The sequence below is a fragment of the Candidatus Phycorickettsia trachydisci genome, assembly GCF_003015145.1.
Lineage (GTDB): Bacteria > Pseudomonadota > Alphaproteobacteria > Rickettsiales > Rickettsiaceae > Phycorickettsia > Phycorickettsia trachydisci.
In genome coordinates this window covers 1,058,261-1,078,851 of sequence record NZ_CP027845.1, presented here as the reverse complement: position 1 = coordinate 1,078,851, position 20,591 = coordinate 1,058,261, and the positions used below count along the sequence as shown (strand labels likewise).

At 35.5% G+C, this 20,591-nt stretch carries 19 protein-coding genes and 1 pseudogene; 11 read left to right on the top strand and 9 right to left on the bottom strand.

The features are described from left to right. The first annotated feature begins 177 nt into the window (after positions 1 to 177). Complete coding sequence (locus phytr_RS04730; RefSeq protein ID WP_106874726.1) at positions 178 to 594, top strand: hypothetical protein; 417 nt, start codon at positions 178 to 180, stop codon at positions 592 to 594. 32 nt (positions 595 to 626) lie between these two features. Here phytr_RS04730 and phytr_RS04725 read toward each other — a convergent pair whose 3' ends face one another. From phytr_RS04725 to phytr_RS04710, 4 genes are read right to left on the bottom strand one after another with little or no spacing between them, the layout of a single operon-like run. Continuing rightward, the gene (locus phytr_RS04725; RefSeq protein ID WP_106874725.1) at positions 627 to 2,864 is read right to left on the bottom strand and encodes an NADP-dependent malic enzyme; all 2,238 of its coding nucleotides are present in this window, start codon (positions 2,862 to 2,864) and stop codon (positions 627 to 629) included. Between the two features lie 12 nt (positions 2,865 to 2,876). Further along, a complete protein-coding gene (locus tag phytr_RS04720; protein ID WP_106874724.1) occupies positions 2,877 to 3,812 on the bottom strand; it encodes an AEC family transporter in 936 nt (311 codons plus the stop codon). Further along, positions 3,813 to 4,631, bottom strand: a complete 819-nt coding sequence (locus tag phytr_RS04715; protein ID WP_106874723.1) for a metal ABC transporter substrate-binding protein — start codon at positions 4,629 to 4,631, stop codon at positions 3,813 to 3,815. Further along, a complete protein-coding gene (locus phytr_RS04710; protein ID WP_106874722.1) occupies positions 4,616 to 5,764 on the bottom strand; it encodes a CCA tRNA nucleotidyltransferase in 1,149 nt (382 codons plus the stop codon). Before phytr_RS04710 ends, phytr_RS04715 begins: the two co-directional genes overlap by 16 nt. Before the next feature lie 45 nt (positions 5,765 to 5,809). Here phytr_RS04710 and phytr_RS04705 point away from each other — a divergent pair, with 45 nt between their 5' ends. From phytr_RS04705 to phytr_RS04690, 4 genes are read left to right on the top strand one after another with little or no spacing between them, the layout of a single operon-like run. Then, complete coding sequence (locus phytr_RS04705; protein WP_106874721.1) at positions 5,810 to 6,442, top strand: superoxide dismutase; 633 nt, start codon at positions 5,810 to 5,812, stop codon at positions 6,440 to 6,442. Positions 6,443 to 6,453: 11 nt separating this feature from the next. Then, entirely contained in the window at positions 6,454 to 7,575 is a 1,122-nt protein-coding gene (locus phytr_RS04700) for an FtsW/RodA/SpoVE family cell cycle protein (protein ID WP_106875044.1), read from the top strand. A 1-nt stretch (position 7,576) separates the two neighbouring features. After that, positions 7,577 to 8,632: an undecaprenyldiphospho-muramoylpentapeptide beta-N-acetylglucosaminyltransferase gene (gene murG, locus phytr_RS04695; RefSeq protein ID WP_106874720.1), complete on the top strand. Its 1,056-nt coding sequence runs from the start codon at positions 7,577 to 7,579 to the stop codon at positions 8,630 to 8,632. Beyond that, on the top strand, positions 8,622 to 9,275 hold the full coding sequence (locus phytr_RS04690) for a 7-carboxy-7-deazaguanine synthase QueE (protein ID WP_106874719.1): 654 nt from the start codon (positions 8,622 to 8,624) through the stop codon (positions 9,273 to 9,275). Before murG ends, phytr_RS04690 begins: the two co-directional genes overlap by 11 nt. Here the strand turns inward: phytr_RS04690 and phytr_RS04685 are convergent. The 5 genes from phytr_RS04685 to phytr_RS04665 all read right to left on the bottom strand — a co-directional run bounded on the left by phytr_RS04685 (position 9,272) and on the right by phytr_RS04665 (position 13,385). Continuing rightward, positions 9,272 to 11,038 carry a hypothetical protein gene (locus phytr_RS04685; protein ID WP_106874718.1) on the bottom strand — a complete coding sequence of 589 codons (1,767 nt, stop codon included), beginning with the start codon at positions 11,036 to 11,038 and terminating at the stop codon, positions 9,272 to 9,274. The two genes, phytr_RS04690 and phytr_RS04685, sit on opposite strands and share 4 nt — an antisense overlap. Positions 11,039 to 11,137: 99 nt before the next feature. Beyond that, positions 11,138 to 11,818 (bottom strand): 3-oxoacid CoA-transferase subunit B, encoded by a 681-nt coding sequence (locus phytr_RS04680; protein WP_106874717.1) that lies wholly within the window; start codon positions 11,816 to 11,818, stop codon positions 11,138 to 11,140. 14 nt (positions 11,819 to 11,832) lie between these two features. Further along, entirely contained in the window at positions 11,833 to 12,459 is a 627-nt protein-coding gene (locus tag phytr_RS04675) for a CoA transferase subunit A (RefSeq protein WP_234352506.1), read from the bottom strand. An 86-nt stretch (positions 12,460 to 12,545) separates the two neighbouring features. Further along, positions 12,546 to 12,803, bottom strand: a complete 258-nt coding sequence (locus phytr_RS04670) for a hypothetical protein (protein WP_106874716.1) — start codon at positions 12,801 to 12,803, stop codon at positions 12,546 to 12,548. 102 nt (positions 12,804 to 12,905) lie between these two features. Continuing rightward, a complete protein-coding gene (locus tag phytr_RS04665) occupies positions 12,906 to 13,385 on the bottom strand; it encodes a DUF3576 domain-containing protein (RefSeq protein ID WP_106874715.1) in 480 nt (159 codons plus the stop codon). Positions 13,386 to 13,564: 179 nt separating this feature from the next. Between phytr_RS04665 and phytr_RS04660 the strand changes: the two genes are divergently transcribed. The 6 genes and pseudogenes from phytr_RS04660 to phytr_RS04635 all read left to right on the top strand — a co-directional run bounded on the left by phytr_RS04660 (position 13,565) and on the right by phytr_RS04635 (position 20,591). After that, on the top strand, positions 13,565 to 14,266 hold the full coding sequence (locus tag phytr_RS04660) for a VirB8 family type IV secretion system protein (RefSeq protein ID WP_106874714.1): 702 nt from the start codon (positions 13,565 to 13,567) through the stop codon (positions 14,264 to 14,266). Then, complete coding sequence (locus phytr_RS04655) at positions 14,256 to 14,702, top strand: TrbG/VirB9 family P-type conjugative transfer protein (RefSeq protein ID WP_199843753.1); 447 nt, start codon at positions 14,256 to 14,258, stop codon at positions 14,700 to 14,702. The genes phytr_RS04660 and phytr_RS04655 overlap by 11 nt, the downstream gene beginning before the upstream one ends. Further along, positions 14,692 to 16,197: a TraB/TrbI/VirB10 family type IV secretion system protein gene (locus phytr_RS04650; RefSeq protein WP_106874712.1), complete on the top strand. Its 1,506-nt coding sequence runs from the start codon at positions 14,692 to 14,694 to the stop codon at positions 16,195 to 16,197. The genes phytr_RS04655 and phytr_RS04650 overlap by 11 nt, the downstream gene beginning before the upstream one ends. Further along, the gene (virB11, locus tag phytr_RS04645; protein WP_106874711.1) at positions 16,194 to 17,195 is read left to right on the top strand and encodes a P-type DNA transfer ATPase VirB11; all 1,002 of its coding nucleotides are present in this window, start codon (positions 16,194 to 16,196) and stop codon (positions 17,193 to 17,195) included. Before phytr_RS04650 ends, virB11 begins: the two co-directional genes overlap by 4 nt. After that, positions 17,179 to 19,014 (top strand): annotated as a pseudogene (locus phytr_RS04640) (type IV secretory system conjugative DNA transfer family protein); the annotation flags it as partial. The gene virB11 and the pseudogene phytr_RS04640, both read left to right, overlap by 17 nt. A 152-nt stretch (positions 19,015 to 19,166) precedes the next feature. After that, positions 19,167 to 20,591 (top strand): Ppx/GppA phosphatase family protein, encoded by a 1,425-nt coding sequence (locus phytr_RS04635; protein WP_106874709.1) that lies wholly within the window; start codon positions 19,167 to 19,169, stop codon positions 20,589 to 20,591.

Below are 20,591 nucleotides of genomic sequence, written 5' to 3'. Positions count from 1 at the left end.
TCTTTATCATAACCTTTTATATTTTATTACATATATATAAAAAAATAGAAATTCAAGTATCTTAAAAGAAACAATCATGATCTTTTTTTAATTTTAGAAGCTTTTTACTTATATATGTTAGAAATATGCGCGATAATTACACTGTACCTCTATTATTAACTCTTGATAGGTACTTATATGAATGACTATAATAAAATCTTTAATCATACGATAATTATTCCTGAGCTTGAAAAAGAAGATGCAATAGATCGGGATCACGAAGCAGAAATTACCTCTCCAAAAGATAATATTTCTCCAAAACTATTAGAAAGTTTGTTACTAGAATCAATGGCTGAGCCATTAGTTACTGAAGAAAATGTCGATGACCAAATAGAACATATCACTGATGAGACGCTAAATTATTATTTATCCCTCATGCCTCAAACTGGTCTAGTTAGGCAAGATACGATAATTCTAAATCAAGGTCCTACAATGATTCCTCCGTACTACGATCTTGTTGCAGAGATGATAGAACATGGATTACTGAGCCCAAGATCATCTGAAACACCAATTGTTGGTCAAAACGAAGACATTGCAGATGATAATGCTGAGTGATAATAAATTTTTATCTTATGTCCACAATGACCTTACTCCATTAAGGATATAACAGCCATGTCAAAAATTTCACTTGCGGTAAAATGGTGTAATTGAATATTCTTCTTAAAGCCACTAAGTATTGGACCCATAACATGCGTCTTAGTTCCAAGCAACTGAGATAACATTTTGAGCGAAATTGCTGACACCTCAGAGTTTGGCATTATGAGTATATTTGCAGGATTAGAGAACTTACAGAATGGATATAGTTTCATTAACGATGGGTTTAATGCAACATCAGGCGTCATATTTCCATCATACTCAAAATCAACCTTCATAGAGTCTAAAATACTTAAGACCTCCTGGGTTCTTGCGTTATATTTGCAATCTGCAAAATTCTGATAGGAAATTAAAGCAACGCTTGGAACTAGACCTAAGTTTCGCATAATTTTTGCAGACTTTAGGACTATTTGAGAAATATCATTAGCTGAAGCCTCTGACCACGTTGGAGATGGATCAACTACCATCAAAGTATTATCTGAATCTAAGATATTATAATACTCAAAAATCGGAATATTAGAACTTGTGCCAACAATCTTACTCAACAGCGCAAAGCATTCATCATAATCCCTTGTATTGCCCATAATCAAACTATCCGCCCCTCCAAATGCAAGCATGCAAGCAGAGAAAATATTTTTATCATTTTTAACTAGATTTGCACAGTCTTGCTTGGTGTAACCAAGTCTTTGCAGCTTCTCATATAAGAATAAGATATATTGCTCTGTATCTTTGCTTAGCACAGCATTTGTCAGCTCAATACCGCCTATATTATTCTTACCAACTTCATTCAAGAGAGGTTGTAGTATTTTCGTTCTACCGACAATAATAGGAGTACATCCCAATCTATCTCTAATTTTGAATGCCGCCTTAATAGTTTCAATGTCCTCACCATCTGCTAAGATTATTCGTTTATTCTTAGAGATTTTGGAAAGTACAGTATTAAGATAGTTAGCAGATGGATTAAGGCGGCTTGCTAGATCTCTTTTATATTTCGCAAGATCTAAATCTGTGATACCAGCTACCTTGGTCTCTATTGCAGCTTTAGCCACAGCCATTGGCAGATCAATAATTAATCGAGGATCAAAAGGCGATGGAATAATATATTCAGGACCAAATACCATTTTTTTTCCCTTCATTGCTTTTGAAACCTGAGTTGGTACAATTTCACGTGCCATTTTGGCAAGAGTAAGTGCTGCCGCAATTTTCATCTCGATATTAATCTCTCTTGCACGCACATCTAGGGCTCCTCTAAAGATATAAGGAAAACCCATAAGGTTGTTAACCTGATTTGGATAGTCAGACCTACCAGTTGCAACTATCGCATCATTTCTAACGCTATGAGCCTGATCTGGAGTTATTTCTGGATCAGGGTTTGCAAGAGCAAAAATAATAGGATTTGGTGCCATTTTTTCCACCATTTCAGGGGATAGAGCACCTTTGACCGATAATCCAAGAAACACATCAGCTCCTTTTATAGCCTCTTCTAAACTGCGCGCACTTAGATTAGTTGCATACCTTTCCTTCCACTGATTCATCCCCTTGCTTCTTCCCTTATGCACTACCCCCAATGTATCACATAAAACAACATTATCTTTATTCACTTCAAATGATGTTAGCAAATCTAGGCAAGCTATCGCAGCAGCTCCTGCACCATTTACTATTATCTTTAAATTTTTCAGCTCTTTGCCCGCAATAAGTGCCGCATTAATAAGACCCGCCAATACGATAATTGCAGTTCCATGTTGGTCATCATGGAATACGGGTATATCTAAAGCCTTGCGCAAAGCGTCTTCTATATAAAAGCATTCTGGCGCTTTTATATCTTCTAAATTAATCCCACCAAAGCTATATCCTAGATGCTTAACTGCAGAAATAAACTCATCAGGATCACTTGTATCAACCTCTAAATCTATTGCATCAACGTCAGCAAACCTCTTAAACAATACTGCTTTGCCTTCCATTACAGGTTTTGCAGCAGCAGCTCCCAGATTACCCAAACCTAAGATTGCAGTTCCATTGGAAATAACAGCCACCATATTACCACGAGCTGTGTATTTATATATATTGTTTACATCTTTATAAATTTCCTTAACAGGCTCAGCTACTCCAGGAGAATAAGCAAGCGCTAAGTCTTCTTGTGTCACTAAAGGTTTTGTAGGACTGATTCCTATCTTGCCTGGAGTTTTATGTTGATGATAAAAAAGAGCACGAGTTTTTAAATCCTGTGTCATATGTTTTAAGAATTAGCGAAAAAAATAGATTAAAAAAGATAATGTCAACACGGATAGCACCGTGGTAAAAGTAATGATCGAAGCCATAAGTTCCGCATCTCCTCCAAGCTGCTTTGCTAGAATATAAGATGTTGTTGCGCAAGGAACACCGCTGTAAATAAGACCTACCAATTTTGGCAGACCATCAATCCTATAAAATGATAATAATAAAATTGTCAGTATCGGAAATATCAAAAGCTTATTGACGCTTGTTACAAAAATAAGCTTTAACTTATCGAAATCTGCTACGTGAAACCTCAAACCTGAACCAACAGTGATAATACCCATAGTCAAAGCTGCACTTGCAAGACTATCTAAAATGCTTTGCATTGTTTTATCAATCTTTACCTCAAATTTATTGCAAATTAAGGCTAAAATGCTGCTAAAAATCATAGGATTAAGCGTCAACTTTTTAATAAGTGAAGCCATGTTGGATAAATAGTCTTCCTGAATTTTTTTTCTATCTAAACAAACATTGCAGGTTAAAATTGAGATAATATTGGTAAACACTATCATGTAAAGAGCGATAACTGAAGCAATAGCAAGCCCTTTGTTTTGGAATAAGGTACTTGTGACCCCGAAGAAAATGTAGTTATTATACCTTATACTTCCCTGCATTATCGAAGTAAAAGCCGCTCCTTCTATAGCATATTGTTTTTGATATATAGCAAGCCCCGTTACCAGCAAAGTCGTTGCCATCATTAAAACATATATAACATGCAGGATGTCAGAAGAGCTTAGATCTGCTGAGACGATATAGTTAAAAAGAGCGCATGGAAAAAGCAAAAAGTACGACATACTTTCCATTCCTCGCCAAAATTCTTCAGCACTGAGCCAATAAGTTTTAGTCAGCTTACCTATCATCATTATGACAAAGATAGGAAATATCGTATCAAAAACTGTTAACATCTATAGACAACTAGCAGCAGCGTTAATCATATTAATCATTTTTTGCTCTAAAACCTTATCATAAGGAGGCTGCGTTTCCCATGATTCAGTATCTAAACTAACAACGCGGGTTTGATTTTTAAGATACTCGCTCAGCTTACTTGCATCTTGCTTAGAGCTCATAAAAATACACTTTGGATGACGAGTTTTAATTAATTCTTTCAAATTTTCTAGCTCCTGAGGCTTCATATGCTCAGCAGCACTATAGAATCTTTTGATATCAGTGGTAAAGTTGCTAAAAAAATGCTCTAAGCTATCATCAAGCAATACTACATCTTTTAAGTTTTTTAAATTTTGTGTAGATTTTTCCATACCATCCAACATCTTTAGAACGTCTTGATAGTTTTGTGAATAAAAATCTGTATTAGCCGAATCAAACTTAATCAGGTTTAGTAGCACGTAACCAGCAATACGCCTGATGTTTTCAATGGAAAGCCAGACATGCCAATTATCTTGCACACTCACTAACTCTATATCACTCAATCTCAAAATCATTTGTTTTTTACCGCTTGATAAGAGCTTTGGCATAAAGGTCTCAAAGCTATCATTAATGTATACTAATATGTCTGCATTTTGAACTTCTGAAACTTGGTTTGGTTTAACAGAGTAATGATGTGCGCACCCATTATTTACATTACAAATACTTGTTACTTGAGCCTTATCTTTAACAATTAAGCTTACAATACTTGCAATGGGCGTATTACTTGCAGCTATACGAAACTGTGCCATGGCTGCATTTACGTTAAACAATAAAATTATAGATACTACTGCTTTATACATTTTATTAGATCTTTTTTTGATATCTGAAAATTATGGTTGACCCATATAGCCCTTAAATAATCTAACACATCTCCAACATTTTTACCAGAGTAGCCTAAATTAAGCAAATCCCCTCCATTAACTGGAAATGTTGGTTTAGGTTTTCTAATAAGCTCTAAAAATTCTTGTGTTTGATCATTATTTATCACTCCATCCAGGTTTGCAAACAGTATGTATAAAGTACAAGGGTAGTTAGAATTAATCCATATTGCACGCAAGTTTGCGTTAGCGATGTTAGATACAAACTCTGCAAATTTACGTATTTGCTTTTTGCGAGCATTATCAAATTTTAGCTTCGATAAATTATGATCCCAGAATAAAAGACTGTATATTTCGTTTAGAGTAAGTGGAGTTTCGAATTTTTTAGATAAATCTAGAATTTTTTCTAAAGTCCCGATATCTAGTGGCTCAAAAATGCTTGGCAACACATCTTGCATTGCGTAAAGAGTTTTGACGTTGTTTGATGCTAAAAGAATTTTATCAAACTCCATATTAATCCTCTCACGCGAAATCTCTTTTAATCTATCTGCTAAAGCATTACACGCTTTAAGCCCTTCAGAATCAAAATCTTTAGCATAATATGCACTAAATCTAAAAAACCTTAATATCCTCAAATGATCTTCCTCAATACGCTTATGCGCCTCTCCAATAAATACAACTTTCCTTTGTGATAAGTGCTTTAAACCTTCAAAATAATCAAAAACTTCATGAGTAAAAACATCATAACTTAAAGCATTTATTGTAAAATCACGTCTTGAAGCATCCTCTTTAAAATCATCTGTAAAAGCAACTTTTGCATGCCTACCATCACATTTTAAGTCTTGACGTAAAGTTGTGATCTCAAATTTCTCACCTCCCATAATAGCCGTTACGGTACCATGTTTGAGACCTGTAGGAATCACATTAATACTCTTTGCCTCAAGTAATCTAGTTACCTCATCTGGGACAAGTCTAGTTGCAATATCAAAATCATCTGTCTTAATACCTAACAACGCATCCCGAACGCACCCTCCAACAATACGAGCGTTGGTAGATCCAAGGATTGAAATTAAATCTTTAAGATACTGTGATGCGAACTTTAATTCTTTTTTCATCTGTTATATACTAAACTGTAATACTAATTTTGTATCAAAAATATTATGGCATTCTCTAAACAAGCAAATCAAACTGTTTATCCTTTTATTTTACCAGACTTACCGTATGATCAAAAAGCACTAGAGCCATACTTAAGTGCTGAGACTTTGGAATATCATCACAAAAAGCATCATGCAGCTTATGTCAATAATTTAAATACTTTGCTTGAAAACCATGATCTAAAGCAAAAGTCACTGGAAGAGATTATTGTAACTTCGCTTGAGGAAAAATTAGATGGCATATTTAATAATGCTGCACAAATTTGGAACCACAGTTTTTTCTGGCACTCCATGAAAAAATCGGATGGCACTCCTCCAAATAATGAATTGATAGAGCAAATTAATGAAGATTTTGGCAGCCTAGATAACTTCATGGCAGAGTTTAAAAAGGCTGGGACATCTCAATTTGGCAGCGGCTGGGTTTGGCTTATTAAAGAAAAGGGAAAATTAAAACTGACAAAAACTTCAAACGCGCATACTCCCATTGCACAAAATATTCGCCCAATTTTTACCTGTGATGTCTGGGAACATGCTTACTACATAGATTATCGTCATAGAAGAGTTGATTACTTGGATCTGTTCATGAGAGAGCTAATTAATTGGGATTTTGCTAACCAAAACTTTCTTCATATTAAATAACCTTGCGCAGAATTTTTTATAAACTAAATTATTTTTTAAGCAACTGGTGGCAAAGCGTTGACCAGGTCATTTTATGGTCACTGGCTCTGCTTTTTTGCTTTGGGATGATTTTAGTAACTGCTGCAAGTCCAGCTATTGCAGGCAGGATTGGAATTGATAAAAGTTTCTTTATTATCCGTCAAGGAATATATTTATCGCTTGCTGCCGCGGTAATCATCTTTATCTCAATGGCTTCCCCCATAACTATAAGGCGCTTTGCAATATTAGGATTTTGTATGAGCATTATCTTACTTTTAGCAGTCAAGTTTTTTGGCTATGAGATTAAGGGCGCAAAGAGGTGGATAAATCTTTTAGGGATATCTATCCAGCCATCGGAATTTACTAAACCTTTTTTCTTTATACTCACCGGCTGGATTTTATCCGTAAAATTTGAGCAAGAAAGCTTTCCTAGCGTAAGAGTAACGAGCATCTTTTATCTGATCATTGCTTTATTTTTAATCACGCAGCCTGATATCGGAACATTAATACTAATTTCTGCCAGCTACCTAGTGCAGCTTTTTATAGCCGGTATGCCAATTGCAATTATCGCCCTGTTAATGCTATTTAGCAGCTGCGGTCTTTTACTTGCATATAACTTTTTGCCCCATGTTGCTAGTAGAATTAATACCTTTTTAGGCTCAGATATTTCAAATAATTATCAAATCACTAAATCACTACTCGCATATGAAAAGGGGGGCATATTTGGACTAGGGCCCGCTGAAGGTATTGTAAAATACTCTCTTCCAGATTCACATACTGATTTTATCTTTGCAGTTGCAGGAGAAGAATTCGGCGTTATAGCTTGTATTACAATTTCTCTTATTTTTTGTATAATTGCTGTGCGCTCATTACTATTAATTTCAAGAAAGAACGACTATTACATCATGCTTTCCGGATTAGGTTTGGTCACTCAGTTCGTTTTGCAAGCTATGATTAACATGTCTGTGACGCTGAACTTAATACCAACAAAAGGTATGACTCTCCCGTTCATTAGTTATGGAGGATCATCAATACTTGCTATGGCAATTTCTATGGGAGTAATCTTAAGTTTTACTCGAAGAGGGCCAAAATTATATACTTATAAATTCTCGTAGAATGTCAGATATCGTTATAGTTGGAGGAGGTACAGGCGGACATCTTTTTCCAGCAATGAGCCTTGCACAAGAATTACGTGATCAAGGAATAAATGTATCGCTGATAACAGATAGAAGATGTGAAAAATATCTACCACAAGACTTAAAAATACCTGTTAAAATTTTCCATATTGGATCACTTAGATCTGGTTTATGGAGTAAGTTTTGTGTTGCTTTCAGAGTTCTTGTTGCAACCTTGCAAAGCCTCAAGTTAGTTTATAAAGCAAAATGCGTAGTTGGATTTGGTGGATATACGAGCCTGCCACCTTTAATTGCTGCTAAGATACTCCGCGTGCCGCTAGTATTGCACGAACAAAATAGCGTTCCAGGAAAAGTCACCAAACTATTTGCAGGCTCCGCAAAAATTATCGCAGTTAATTTTGAAGATACACAAATCGATAAAAAGCACTTGGATAAAGTATTTGTTGTAGGCAACCCAATACGCAAAACTATTGCGACCACCACAGCTACAGCCAGTGATCATCTGAGGATCCTAGTAATTGCAGGAAGCCAGGGGGCGCAAAAATTTGATGAGCTATTGCCAGAGGCTATAAAATTACTCGTACCAACGCAAAAAATTAAAATAACCCAGCAAGTAATTGATTATAATAAGGTATCAGAGCAATATGCTGCTTTACAACAAGCATATCCTAATTTTGAATTTCAAATATCAACATTTTTCCAAAATATGGAAGAACTATATGCAAATTGTGACTTAGTTATTGCAAGATCTGGTGCTTCAACTATTGCCGAGCTAGTTGCCGCAGCAAAACCAGCAATTCTAATTCCACTTCCAACAGCTGCTCAAAATCATCAATTTTTTAACGCAGTCAGTATGCAAAATAAGGGAGCTTGTATATGCTTTGAACAAACCAATAATGCTGATCAATTATCAGATCAAATTCTACGCTTAGACAAAAATAAACTTGAAGAGATGAGTAATAACTTAAAGAAAATGCAAAAAAATTCCCGTAAGATATTTGTAGATCTTTTAATCAAGGATTTTTATGTTCGGTAATAACCCTATCAGAGGTCTTGAAAAAGGCTCGGGAGATGAGCTTTTTGTGCAAGATATATTCTTAACAATTCAAGGAGAAGGGCCATTTGTTGGCCACGCAGCAGTATTTATGCGTCTTGGAGGATGTAATTTAGCCTGTAAATTTTGCGACACTGAGTTTGAAAGTTTTACGCAAATACCGATAGATAAAATATTAGAAAAGATTTTGTCCTTTCAAACAAAACTAGTTGTTATTACTGGAGGAGAGCCAATGCGCCAGCCTATTGAAAAATTTTGCCAATTACTCTTAGATAACAACTTAAAAGTTCAGATTGAAACTAATGGCACAATATTCAGAAACCTTCCTGAAAAAGTTCATATAGTATGCTCACCTAAGGCCCCTAATGGCAAGTATTATAAGCTAAGAGAAGATATGCTGAGACGCATAAATGCTCTAAAATTTCTGATTTCTACTAAGTTTGAAGCTTATAAAGATGTGCCCGATGTAGGACAGAGCGGTTATAATATTCCCACATACGTTCAGCCTATGGATGAGTATGATGCCGAGCTTAATAAACAAAATACTCAGCATGCTATTAAATTAGCTCAAAAATTTGGCTATATCCTAAGCGTCCAAACGCATAAATTTATAGGTATACCTTAAAGTATGGATGTGAAGCTTTGTCCAGAATTAGATTTAGACTTAGAGGATTTAAGTACAGGCTTTTTATCATCTGCCTTTTTGGACAAAACGTATTGACCTAATCTTTTATCTTTACTTTGAGTCAAAAGATCGACAACATTATTCCACCATATCTTAACCTTTTGATGTAATTTCAGCTTATGATTTTTATTCTTCGCAACATCAAGAACCAAATCAGAGATTGTCTTTTCTACTATCTCTTTTGAGCTTGATGGCACAAGTGTACCTAGGGATTTATAAACATCTTGTCCAATTTTTTTATAATCTTTTTCTTCATCTAATTTTGATGATATCATTTTTGAAACGTGACTTACAACGCTATCAGCTACAGCTTGATTTAAAGTTTCTGGTTGAACACTTTTATCTAGTTGAACGCGTTCATAAAATTCTTTATTAAAAGTTCCCTCAAGGTTAAAAAGCTTAGCCTTGATATATTGTTCTTGCAATTTGGGATTGCTAGCAGCATCAGGAAATACATCATTAAGCATTTCGTCATTGGTCATACTTTTTATGTAACCTTCTCCAATATCTTCATAACTTTTTTGAAACTTTTGAGGATCTTCACTAGTTAATAAATGGGAAGACACACCGCAATACTTAAGATCGACCCATTTAGCTTTTTCATTACTAAAAAAATCACTAGTTAACTCCATTTTTATTCCTTTGTGTGTTCCTGGATCGTATTTGGCCTCTTTGCCTCCTAGTGAAGATATATCAACTAATAACTGAGCTTTGCCCAAAAGATCAACGCTAGATATATCCATACCTTTTGCGGGATTTCCATTATCATCTAGCCCAATTGTATTATAAGAAAGGGATTTTAATAATATCTTGCGCTGTCCCGAAGGCTCTGTCTGTATATCAATCACTAAACCAGCACAAGGTTTTGCTCGACGCATTATACTAGTTGCTGTACCCGTAAAACCTGATTGATTACCGTGATATACAATAAAATCAATTTGGGCTTCTGATAAACCATATTTTTTTAAATTATTTGTGAATAATTTTTCTTTAGAATTCTCACCAAACGGATTACCACTAAATCTTTCGTATTCGCCATTATTTCTTACAACGAATCCATTCCGACCTAGATCTAACATAGTTTGTTTTTCTTGGTTCTTTTTTAGATTTTTTACTTCTGAGTCATAAAGGCTTCTGAAATTTTTGATTTGTTGTGATAGTTGTGTAATTTTATCAGGCGCCTTATCTAACTGTTCTAATATTTGAAAATACTGATGCGACAAATCCATCGCTGGTACAATTAAATTTTCGTTAAAAGCAGAATTAGCTCGGTTTTGTAACCGCACTTTGGGTATTAGCTCTTTATAATCCTTTATTCTTTTATTCCAAGTGTCTTTTTTTGATTCTTCTAAGATCTTATACTCATCTTCAATAAAAGCAGACTTACCCCAAGTACATAGGTCATCAAAACACGTTTGGCGTAGTTCCTCGAACTTTTTTTGCATCCCTTTGATTGCTTTTATATCTTTATTGTTTAAAGCTTTATCTAGTTCTCTTTGTAAATCACTTAAATTAGCTAAAGAAGGAATATAAGCCATTGAAGGCAAGTTGCTTAATCCCCTAAACTCTACGTCTTCAAATTTTACTTCTTGCTCAGTATCTTGAAATTTTACTTTTGTTATTTCTGAAAATTTTCTTAATTTGATGTCGTTATGCAACTTCCATAGATCGATAGTTGCAACTTGGTTTGGTTTTTCTTGCATAAAAAGGCTATAATTTTTTTCCTAATTATAACCTTTGTATTTATAATTTTATGTTAGACTCTGTCCTAGCAATATATTAAATAAGATATGTGCTAATTTTTATACAGAAGCTACTATTTTGGCCAACTCCTTATCTTCTGTAAAGTTAAAAAATGCATTTGTCTTTTTCTCTATTTCCTCTACGCTAACATCTTGAGGTTTTGCCACAAGGTATAATGTTGGATTTTTCTCCGGTTTAATATCAAATATACCTAAATCTGTTACAATCCTATCAACCACTCCAACTCCCGTAAGAGGTAAATCACATTTTTTCAGTAACTTAGGAGCTCCATCTTTAGATGTATGGGTCATCAGCACAACAACGCGCACAACTCTTGAGACTAAATCCATAGCTCCGCCCATTCCTTTCATCATTTTTCCAGGAATTGTCCAGTTAGCAAGATCTCCAGTTTGTGATACTTCTAAACCTCCAAGTATTGTTAAATCAATATGCTCACCTCTAATCATGCTAAAAGAAGTTGCGTTATCAAAATAACTAGCACCAGGTAAAGCAGTAATAGGTTTTTTACCTGCGTTAATTAAATCAGGGTCTTCTTTCCCAGGTTCTGGATTCGGTCCCATGCCAAGCATTCCATTTTCACTCTGCAATGTAACATATATCCCATCTGGAATAAATTTAGCAGTCTTAGTTGGCATGCCAATTCCAAGATTTACATATAGTCCATGTTTAAACTCTGTGAGTGCAACTATTTTGCACATTTGATCTGTAGTCCAAGCCATATAATGTTCCTTTTTTATTGTTTACCTTCAATACGTTTTTCGTAATTTACCCCTTGGATCAACCGATGGATATAAATTCCAGGGGTATGAATATAATCTGGATCAAGAGGCTTTTCCATGATCTCTTCTACCTCACATACGACTAAATCAGCTGCAGTAGCCATAATTGGATTAAAGTTTCTTGCAGTTTTATTGTATATAACGTTACCGTATTGATCTGCTTTATGACCTTTAATGATAGCCAAATCTGCACGTAGTGCTTTTTCCATCAAATACGTTACGCCGTCAAAATCTCTTGTTTCTTTTCCTTGCGCAACAATCGTTCCAACACCAGTTTTAGTAAAAAATGCAGGAATTCCAGCTCCACCAGCTCTTATAGCTTCTGCTAAAGTGCCTTGAGGTACGACTTGCAACTCAAAATCATTAGTCTGTAACTTATGCTCAACCGTTTCGTTTTCCCCTACATAACTTCCAATAAGTTTTTTCATTTGATGATTCTTGAGCCATAACCCTATACCAAAATCATCTACACCACAGTTGTTACTGATAACAGTAAGGTTTTTCACTCCAGAGTCTCTAATAACTGCAATTAAATTTTCCGGTATACCACATAAGCCAAAACCTCCAGCCATAATGGTCATTCCATCAAATAGAACACCATCCAAAGCTTTTGCAGCGTTGTCGTAAATTTTGTTTAAAATATTTTTCATAAATTGATAAAGATTTGTTATTTTGCCTTTACAGGAGTAGTATCAGAACTCCCTCCTATATATTCCCCGCAAGTAACATGACCTGTAAACCTAAGACTCGCCCCATGTGGCACAACAACAGCCATCAAATCTTTTTCTTGATGAACCACCTTATGGTCAACTGTTAAACCACCATCAAATATTACTTCACCGCCGCTAATCACCTGTATCTTACCTACCACAACATCTCCAATGATTGTTGCTTCTAGCATATTTTTCGCATCAAATTCTAACATATGGACATCTGTTTGCTTAATTTGATGTCATTATATCAGGGACGTCTTAAACCGCCCCTTTCGATTTGGAAAATAGCAAGTTATTTTTGCACTAAGTGCTTTTTATGCCAGGTGCTCTTTTGCCATTTTAAGGATTGCTTCTTTGATTTCTTTTTCAAGCTCAGCCTTACGTCCGATATTATGACGAGCCTCTTTGGAGTGAAGCCTGCTCCATACTTTAACGCTAATTGCTTTGTCTGATAAGTTCCGACCCTTTATAAGAATCAGGACTTTTGTTTCATGTCCTCCTTCATGATACCAATCCGTTACTATACTACCGCCTTCGTAATGACTTGATATAATGTGTCTTGGCCCTAAATACTCCATCGCAGCTTGCCATAAAGCTTTATGATAATCTTTACGTGGTTGATGGTGTTTTTTACGTGGCTTTTCAGAGTTATTAATCCTAATACCATCACCACCAATAATTGAGCCCATCTCGTCAATCTTTTTTTCATGGGATGGTTTAGGATATTGATCATTACTAAGGCAAGTAAAAGGAATTGTGATTAAAAAAATAATTGCTAGATAAATTTTAGACATAAAGAGTACCTTTAATTTGAGTATTTACATCTTCAATTAACAACATAACAGCCAAAATTGCAAGACTAGTTTGTCAAAAATATCCTATAATAATTTATTTTTTAATCTAATATGTAAAAATCTTGTTTTTGCTGATCGACATAAAGATAATCTGCATAGACAATTGATTATTTTAATATATGAGTATATCAGAAAAATTCAAATCAATCTTTAAAGCAAAAGCCCAAAAATATTCAGAAATAGGGGTAACAGAAAAAGTTACATGGGCCACAGAGCGCTATGAATCGATACTTACTCAAAGAAATTTATTTGTATTAATTACGATCATCGCTCTAGTTGGTTTATCGATAGCAATGCTATCAGCTGTAAAAATTATGAACTCTAAGGAAATCATGCCTTTTGTGATACAGGTCGATGAGTCTACGGGTTCTACAACTATTGTTAATCCCTTGGGATCTGAAATATTAAATGGTAACGATTCTTTATCAAGATATTTTATTAAAAAATATATTTCGGCTCGAGAAACTTACAATTCGGCCGATTTTGATACTGTTTCGTTGAAATTCGTAAAGCTGACTTCAACTGATAATTTATATTTCAGCTATTATCGCTATATATCCAATAAGGATACCGATCCTAGAAAAATGTATGGGACCTCTAATTCAACTTATATAAAAATAAAATCCTGGTCTAAATTAGAAAACGATAAATTTATTTGTAGATTTTCAGTACATGAAACCGCTGGAGGACTTAGAGTATGGAATAAAATTGCGATAGTCAAAGCGCACTATGTTGCTATGGAACTTGATCCTGAAGAACAAGATATGAATCCCGTAGGTTTTCAAGTAACCGATTATAGAGTGGATGACGATGAGAGTTAAAAAAATTATAACGCTTATAGTTAGCATTGTTTGCTCAACTTTATGTTGGGGAGAAGACAAAAACTTGCTAGATTATGAAGAAATTTTGCAATTAACAACTGATAGCAGAATTAAAAGCTACGTTTATAATCCTAACGAAGTATATCTCCTAGTATTACATTTTGGCTTTCAATCTAATATCGAGTTTGCCAAAGGTGAAAAAGTGCAAACAATCTCTTTAGGAGATACCTATGCATGGAAAATTACTCCTTTAGATAACATGCTTTTCATTAAGCCTTTAGAAAAAAATATCAGAACTAACATGACTATCATTACCAATAAACGCAAATATCAATTTGATCTGGTAGCCAAAACATTTGAAGAAGGTGAAGAAGAGGACTTAGTTTACCTCATTAGATTTTATTACCCTAAAACATCAAAGCAAAATGGCAGATAATAATACTAATAGTGCTAGCTCCGTAAAATCAGCCTTAAGGCACAACCTTTCTTTAGTTGCCTCAAGCTCAAAGAAAAGCGTTGCTATCTTAGTTGTCATTGTAGGTATTTTAGGCTACGTACTTTATGCCACTATTTTTTCTCTTTCAGGACCAGCTCAGAATGAATTAGTAAAAACTAAACAACCACCTAAACCTCCTGAAAACGTAGTCGTACCCGACTCAAACGTTATTGCAGCTACTCCTCAAGTACCTGATATACCCGCTATACCACAGTTAGTAAAACCTGCACCACCAGCTCCTCCGCCAGCTCCTAAAAAAGAGCCAGAAGAAAAAAAAGATGATGCCTCAGGTAAACCAACATCAGTTGCAACAGTAACGCCTAACGCTCCAGTTGCTCCCGTGGCGCCCATTGCACCTCCTACCCCTCCTAGACCTTCAGGTCCATCAAGTACAGCAGATTTCGAAGCAAAACGTAAAGCAAATATAATGCTAATCAATAATCCACCCAAAACAGCTGCTGCAGTTGAACAGGCCCAAATAGTCCAGGATAACTCCTTTAAAACTAGATCAGATCTGAAATATGTTCTTGGTAAAGGTAAAATTATGGAGATCATATTAGAAACAGCTATTAACACCGATCAAACTGGGGAAATAAGAGGTATCGTCACAAGAGACGTGTTTGCAGAAGATCACAAAACTCGACTCATTCCAAAGGGATCAAAAATTTTTGGCACATTCTCAAATTCTGTAGACCAGGTATATGGCATATTAAAAGTTAATTGGACTAGAGTAGATTTTGCAACTGGCTATACCTTGCAGCTTGCCTCAGCTGGAAGTATAGATAACTTGGGTAGAACTGGAATTGTCGGAAGATTAGACAATAAATACAAAGAACAAATAATGCAAAATGCATTATCTTCAGCAATCAGCATAGGTTTAGCCCAAATGACGGATAAATTGATTACTGGAAGTATTAATACTGTAGGTGCTCAAAAATATGGCTCTTTAGCATCTTCTCTCAGTACTTTGAATACTACTTTTGTAACCCAGATGGCTACTTTAACCACGGCAACTACCTTAGCTGCCGCACAGGCAAAGCTGAATGATACTTGTCAGACAGCTAGAGGCTACTTTTTTGATACAACAGCAAGCGTTTACACAGATTTTGATGCTGCATGTAAAAAGATTCTCGCAGAAAGTACCACGGACAATTATTCTACCCAAACCACAGAGCTTAGCACTGCATTGCAAACAGCTTCAAGTGCCGCAAGTTCTTTATCTACTACAAATACCGCTACCACTTTAACGAATACGCAAAATGCAGTTAAGACTGCAATACAAAGCCTAACAACCCAAGTACAAGGTTTCACTGCTAACAAAACATTTTCACCAAATATAACCATATCCCAAGGCGAACTAATAAGGGTTTATATCGATCAAGATTATACATTCCCCGCAAAAGCCGTAGGTAGTTTTACAAGTGTTTTACAATGACAACAACAGCATTAGAAAAATATTTAGAACCTTTTCATGAGCTTTTTAATCAAGATGGCGTGAGTGAAATTATGGTAAATAAACCTTACGAAATTTGGGTTGAAAAGTTTGGCGATGCATCTTCAATAGAATCACCTCTTTTGGATTACGAGCATCTTCTTGGGCTTGGAAGACTAATTGCACAATCTACAGAACAAGAGGTATCTGAAGAAAAACCCTTGTTATCAGCAACACTTCCTAATGGATACAGGGTGCAAGTTGTATTTCCACCAGCATGTGAAGCAGGATCTGTAGCAATCTCTATCAGAAGGTCAAACGTGATGCAACTTGACCTAGAGAAATATGCAGCTATGGGAGCTTTTGATGATACGAAATTTATACCTCCAGCAGATCCTAATAATCCAATTTTAATAAACTACTTGAAACAGAATAAGATCAAAGAGTTCTTAGATCATTCCGTAAAGTGTAAAAAGAACATTATAATTAGTGGCGGTACTTCAACCGGTAAAACAACATTTGCCAATGCGGCTTTGACCAGCGTATCACCGGAAGAAAGGCTAATTACTATCGAAGATGCAAGAGAAATTCAAATACCTTTACAAAAAAATAAGCTACATTTACTTGCATCTAAAGGAGGTCAGGGACGCGCCAAAGTAGGAGCGCAGGAGCTGATTGAAGCATGCTTGCGCCTAAGGCCAGATAGAATCATTATTGGTGAGCTAAGGGGTGCTGAGGCATTTAGTTTCTTACGAGCTATCAATACCGGTCATCCAGGCTCAATTGGAACGCTTCATGCAGACTCGGCAAAGATGGCACTTGAACAGTTAAACTTGATGGTGATGCAAGCTGGCCTTGGAATGCCACCTGAAGAGATTAGAAAGTATATACATGCGGTGATAGACGTAGTAGTTCAGCTTAAGAGAGGTGAGAAAAGCAGAAGGTATGTTTCTGAAGTATATTTTAAAGATATGAAATTAGACGATGTCAGCAGCCAGTAAAGGTCATAAGTTTGGTAATTTTTTTGCAAGAGTATTCTTGCATTGCCTAATTATTTCCATGACCGTATTTATCACATCTTGCCTAATTGCTTATGCAGGAGGCGAGGCGGAAGCGATCAAATTTGAATTAAGCGTTGTATGGGTTGCGCAAAAGTGGTTAATTTGGCTTCAAGACTCATGGTCTCAGTTAACTTGGGACATGTTAGATAGGATAAAATTAAAATTAGTTCTTGCAACTATTATTCCTGTAGCGATCTCTCTGACTTTATATATTATCTTTTTCAAAAGGATTATTAGTTTTAGTCCTTTTAGAAATAAAGAAAAAATTTTTGGTGATGCATCATGGGCCGATTCAGAGGATATTGAAAGAGCGAATTTAAGAGCAAAAAGAGGGATGCTCTTAGGTGTGGATCATGATGGATATTTTGTTGCAGATGGATTCCAACATACTTTACTCTTTGCGCCTACTGGTTCTGGTAAAGGTGTTGGTTTTGTAATACCTAATTTACTTTTTTGGGATCATTCGGTCTTTGTCCATGATATCAAATTAGAAAACTATCAATTAACAAGCGGCTGGAGAGCAAAACAAGGTCAAGCAGTATATGTTTGGGAGCCATCAAATCCAGATGGAATCACGCATTGCTACAACCCTATTGATTGGGTGAGTGAAAAACCAGGCCAAAGGGTTGATGACGTACAAAAGATAGCAAACCTTGTATTACCTAAACAAGAGTTTTGGGAAAATGAAGCTCGAAGCCTTTTCTTAGGGGCCGTATTATGCCTTATCGCAGATTCCGAAAAAATTAAGTCCTTTGGAGAGGTAGTGCGGATGATGCGCAGTGATGACGTTGTATATAATCTTGCAGTAACCCTAGATACATTGGGCAACGTAGTACACCCAGTAGGATATATGAACATCGCAGCATTTTTGCAAAAATCTGATAAGGAGCGCTCTGGTGTTATATCTACCCTAAATTCATCTTTAGAGCTATGGGCTAACCCTTTAATTGATGCAGCAACTGCAACTTCTGATTTTAATATTCAGGAATTCAAAAAGGTAAAATCAACCGTTTACGTTGGATTAACTCCGGATAATATACAACGTTTGCAAAAATTAATGCAAATATTTTATCAACAAGCAACGGAATTTTTAAGCCGTAAAATGCCAGATACTAAAGAAGAGCCTTTCGGAGTACTGTTCCTAATGGATGAGTTTCCTACTCTAGGTAAAATGGAGCAGTTTAAGGCTGGCATTGCTTATTTCAGGGGATATAGAGTGCGCTTATTCCTGATTATACAAGATACACAGCAGCTCAAAGGCACATACGAAGAAGCGGGTATGAACTCATTCTTAAGTAACTCAACATATCGCGTCACATTTGCTGCTAACAACTACGAAACGGCAAACTTAATTTCGCAATTATGTGGTACAAAAACAGTTGAGCAAACATCTCAAAGTAAACCTAAATTTTTCAGCTTAAATCCAGGAAGTCAAACTGTTAGCATTTCTCAAGCCTCAAGAGCATTATTGCTACCACAAGAAGTGATTCAATTACCCCGCGACGAGCAAATCATCCTAATTGAGTCATTCCCACCAATTAAATCCAAAAAAATATTCTACTATCAGGATAAATTCTTTACAGATAGGCTGTTACCAGCTACATTTGTGCCGACTCAAAAACCTTATGATCCACGCGCACATAAAAAAGACGAAGAAGAGGAAACCCCATTAACTCCTGGAGATGGAGCAGAAGTTCAGGCAGATGCTCCCAACGAAGAGGAGATAATTCAAGGGGATACTCCAGAAGAGGTACAAGAAGTAGCTAGCGAAAATCCACAAAGTACTCAAACCACTTAAAAACTACATTTATTTAATTAGCTACATCAAATCAAATCATAATTATGATTTTTAATTCGATAATGGTAATCTAAGATTTAACATAAGCAAAAATACTTTGCTAATTTAGTTATATGAGAATCGCAATTATTGATATAGGATCTAATGCTGTAAGGTGTGTTGTATATTCTGATACTCAAATAGGAGGATATGAAGTATACCATGAGAAATTTAAATTGGATGCTAACAACCTCGTTGTAGGAGATAAGATTAACACAAAACACTCTTTTTACAGCATAATCAAACGCTTTTTAGATATGGCAAACAAATTAAAAGTAGGCCAGATTAAATGCGTTGCAACAGCCACTTTTAGAAATAATCCAAAATCACAAGAAGTATGTGATGATTTTTTTCAAAAATTTGGCATCAATATAGAGATCATCAGCGGAACTCAAGAAGCATTTCTAAGTAGTTGCGGACTGTTAATGGGATCTGCACATTGTAAAGGCATTATCGCTGATTTGGGAGGGGGAAGCTTAGAAATTGCAGAGGTTAAGTCTCACAAAATACCAAAACTAACATCCCTTGCTCTTGGCACTCGCATATTAAGTCAAATAGAAAATTTAAATATTGATTACATCACCGAGCACATCAAAACAAATGCTAGTGATCTTATTAACAACAACATTATCAAAGGTAAGTTATACCTTATTGGAGGAGGGTTTAGAGTAATTGCAAGAGAATATATTAAACACACTAAATACCCTTTATATAACCTTCATAATTTAGAGATACCAAAAGAAAACCTACTAAACTATATACATTACTTAAATACTACCTCAGCACATATATTTGGCTCCAGTAGAAAAAACGATAGCTTTTCAATTTTGGTCTTACAAAGCCTTATCAATATATTTGAACCAGATACAATTGCAATTTCCAATTACGGCCTTAAAGAAGGCGTAAGATTTACTAGTATACCCCAAGAAGAGCGTTATAAAGATGTTATTTTTGAGCGGTGCAAAAGATTTATAAAATACGAAGAGGGATCCATAGACCTTGAAGGATACAGCGCTTTGGTTAGCCAAGCTCTGATAGCATCACAAGATGAGACCTACGATTTAAATGATATAATCAAGCTTGCTTTGATGTTTTTGCACTTTAAAAAGTATGTTGATAGAAATTTTTTAAGTAGCTTTCTTTCTTCTACGGTTTTGATGATTGATATACCATTTACGCATAAACAAAGAGCAAGCTTAGCTCTAATTCTATCAAATTCTTTTGGAGGAAAAGCGAGCAAATATGTAAGTAACTTAGCGGATAAAATTCTGGGACCTAAATTTCGCCATAATTCCCTTATTATAGCTTACATGATCAACATATTGCTTATCTTAGATGGCCCCGAACTAAGCTCGAAATGTGAAGTATCTTTGAAAATTAAAGACAATAAGCTTATTTTTGATATGCCAAACACTTTGCCTTATAGCCTGTATAGCTGCATTAACAAAGAATTAAAGTTGATTGAGCAGATTCGCAAAACCCTTTTAGCTATTGACTAA

Bases quoted from the DNA above. Each gene is read 5' to 3' on its own strand.
- phytr_RS04730 (WP_106874726.1), top strand. From the start codon at position 178: ATGAATGACTATAATAAAATCTTTAATCATACGATAATTATTCCTGAG.
- phytr_RS04725 (WP_106874725.1), bottom strand. From the start codon at position 2,864: ATGACACAGGATTTAAAAACTCGTGCTCTTTTTTATCATCAACATAAA.
- phytr_RS04720 (WP_106874724.1), bottom strand. From the start codon at position 3,812: ATGTTAACAGTTTTTGATACGATATTTCCTATCTTTGTCATAATGATG.
- phytr_RS04715 (WP_106874723.1), bottom strand. From the start codon at position 4,631: ATGTATAAAGCAGTAGTATCTATAATTTTATTGTTTAACGTAAATGCA.
- phytr_RS04710 (WP_106874722.1), bottom strand. From the start codon at position 5,764: ATGAAAAAAGAATTAAAGTTCGCATCACAGTATCTTAAAGATTTAATT.
- phytr_RS04705 (WP_106874721.1), top strand. From the start codon at position 5,810: ATGGCATTCTCTAAACAAGCAAATCAAACTGTTTATCCTTTTATTTTA.
- murG (WP_106874720.1), top strand. From the start codon at position 7,577: ATGTCAGATATCGTTATAGTTGGAGGAGGTACAGGCGGACATCTTTTT.
- phytr_RS04690 (WP_106874719.1), top strand. From the start codon at position 8,622: ATGTTCGGTAATAACCCTATCAGAGGTCTTGAAAAAGGCTCGGGAGAT.
- phytr_RS04685 (WP_106874718.1), bottom strand. From the start codon at position 11,038: ATGCAAGAAAAACCAAACCAAGTTGCAACTATCGATCTATGGAAGTTG.
- phytr_RS04680 (WP_106874717.1), bottom strand. From the start codon at position 11,818: ATGGCTTGGACTACAGATCAAATGTGCAAAATAGTTGCACTCACAGAG.
- phytr_RS04675 (WP_234352506.1), bottom strand. From the start codon at position 12,459: ATGACCATTATGGCTGGAGGTTTTGGCTTATGTGGTATACCGGAAAAT.
- phytr_RS04670 (WP_106874716.1), bottom strand. From the start codon at position 12,803: ATGTTAGAATTTGATGCGAAAAATATGCTAGAAGCAACAATCATTGGA.
- phytr_RS04665 (WP_106874715.1), bottom strand. From the start codon at position 13,385: ATGTCTAAAATTTATCTAGCAATTATTTTTTTAATCACAATTCCTTTT.
- phytr_RS04660 (WP_106874714.1), top strand. From the start codon at position 13,565: ATGAGTATATCAGAAAAATTCAAATCAATCTTTAAAGCAAAAGCCCAA.
- phytr_RS04655 (WP_199843753.1), top strand. From the start codon at position 14,256: ATGAGAGTTAAAAAAATTATAACGCTTATAGTTAGCATTGTTTGCTCA.
- phytr_RS04650 (WP_106874712.1), top strand. From the start codon at position 14,692: ATGGCAGATAATAATACTAATAGTGCTAGCTCCGTAAAATCAGCCTTA.
- virB11 (WP_106874711.1), top strand. From the start codon at position 16,194: ATGACAACAACAGCATTAGAAAAATATTTAGAACCTTTTCATGAGCTT.
- phytr_RS04635 (WP_106874709.1), top strand. From the start codon at position 19,167: ATGAGAATCGCAATTATTGATATAGGATCTAATGCTGTAAGGTGTGTT.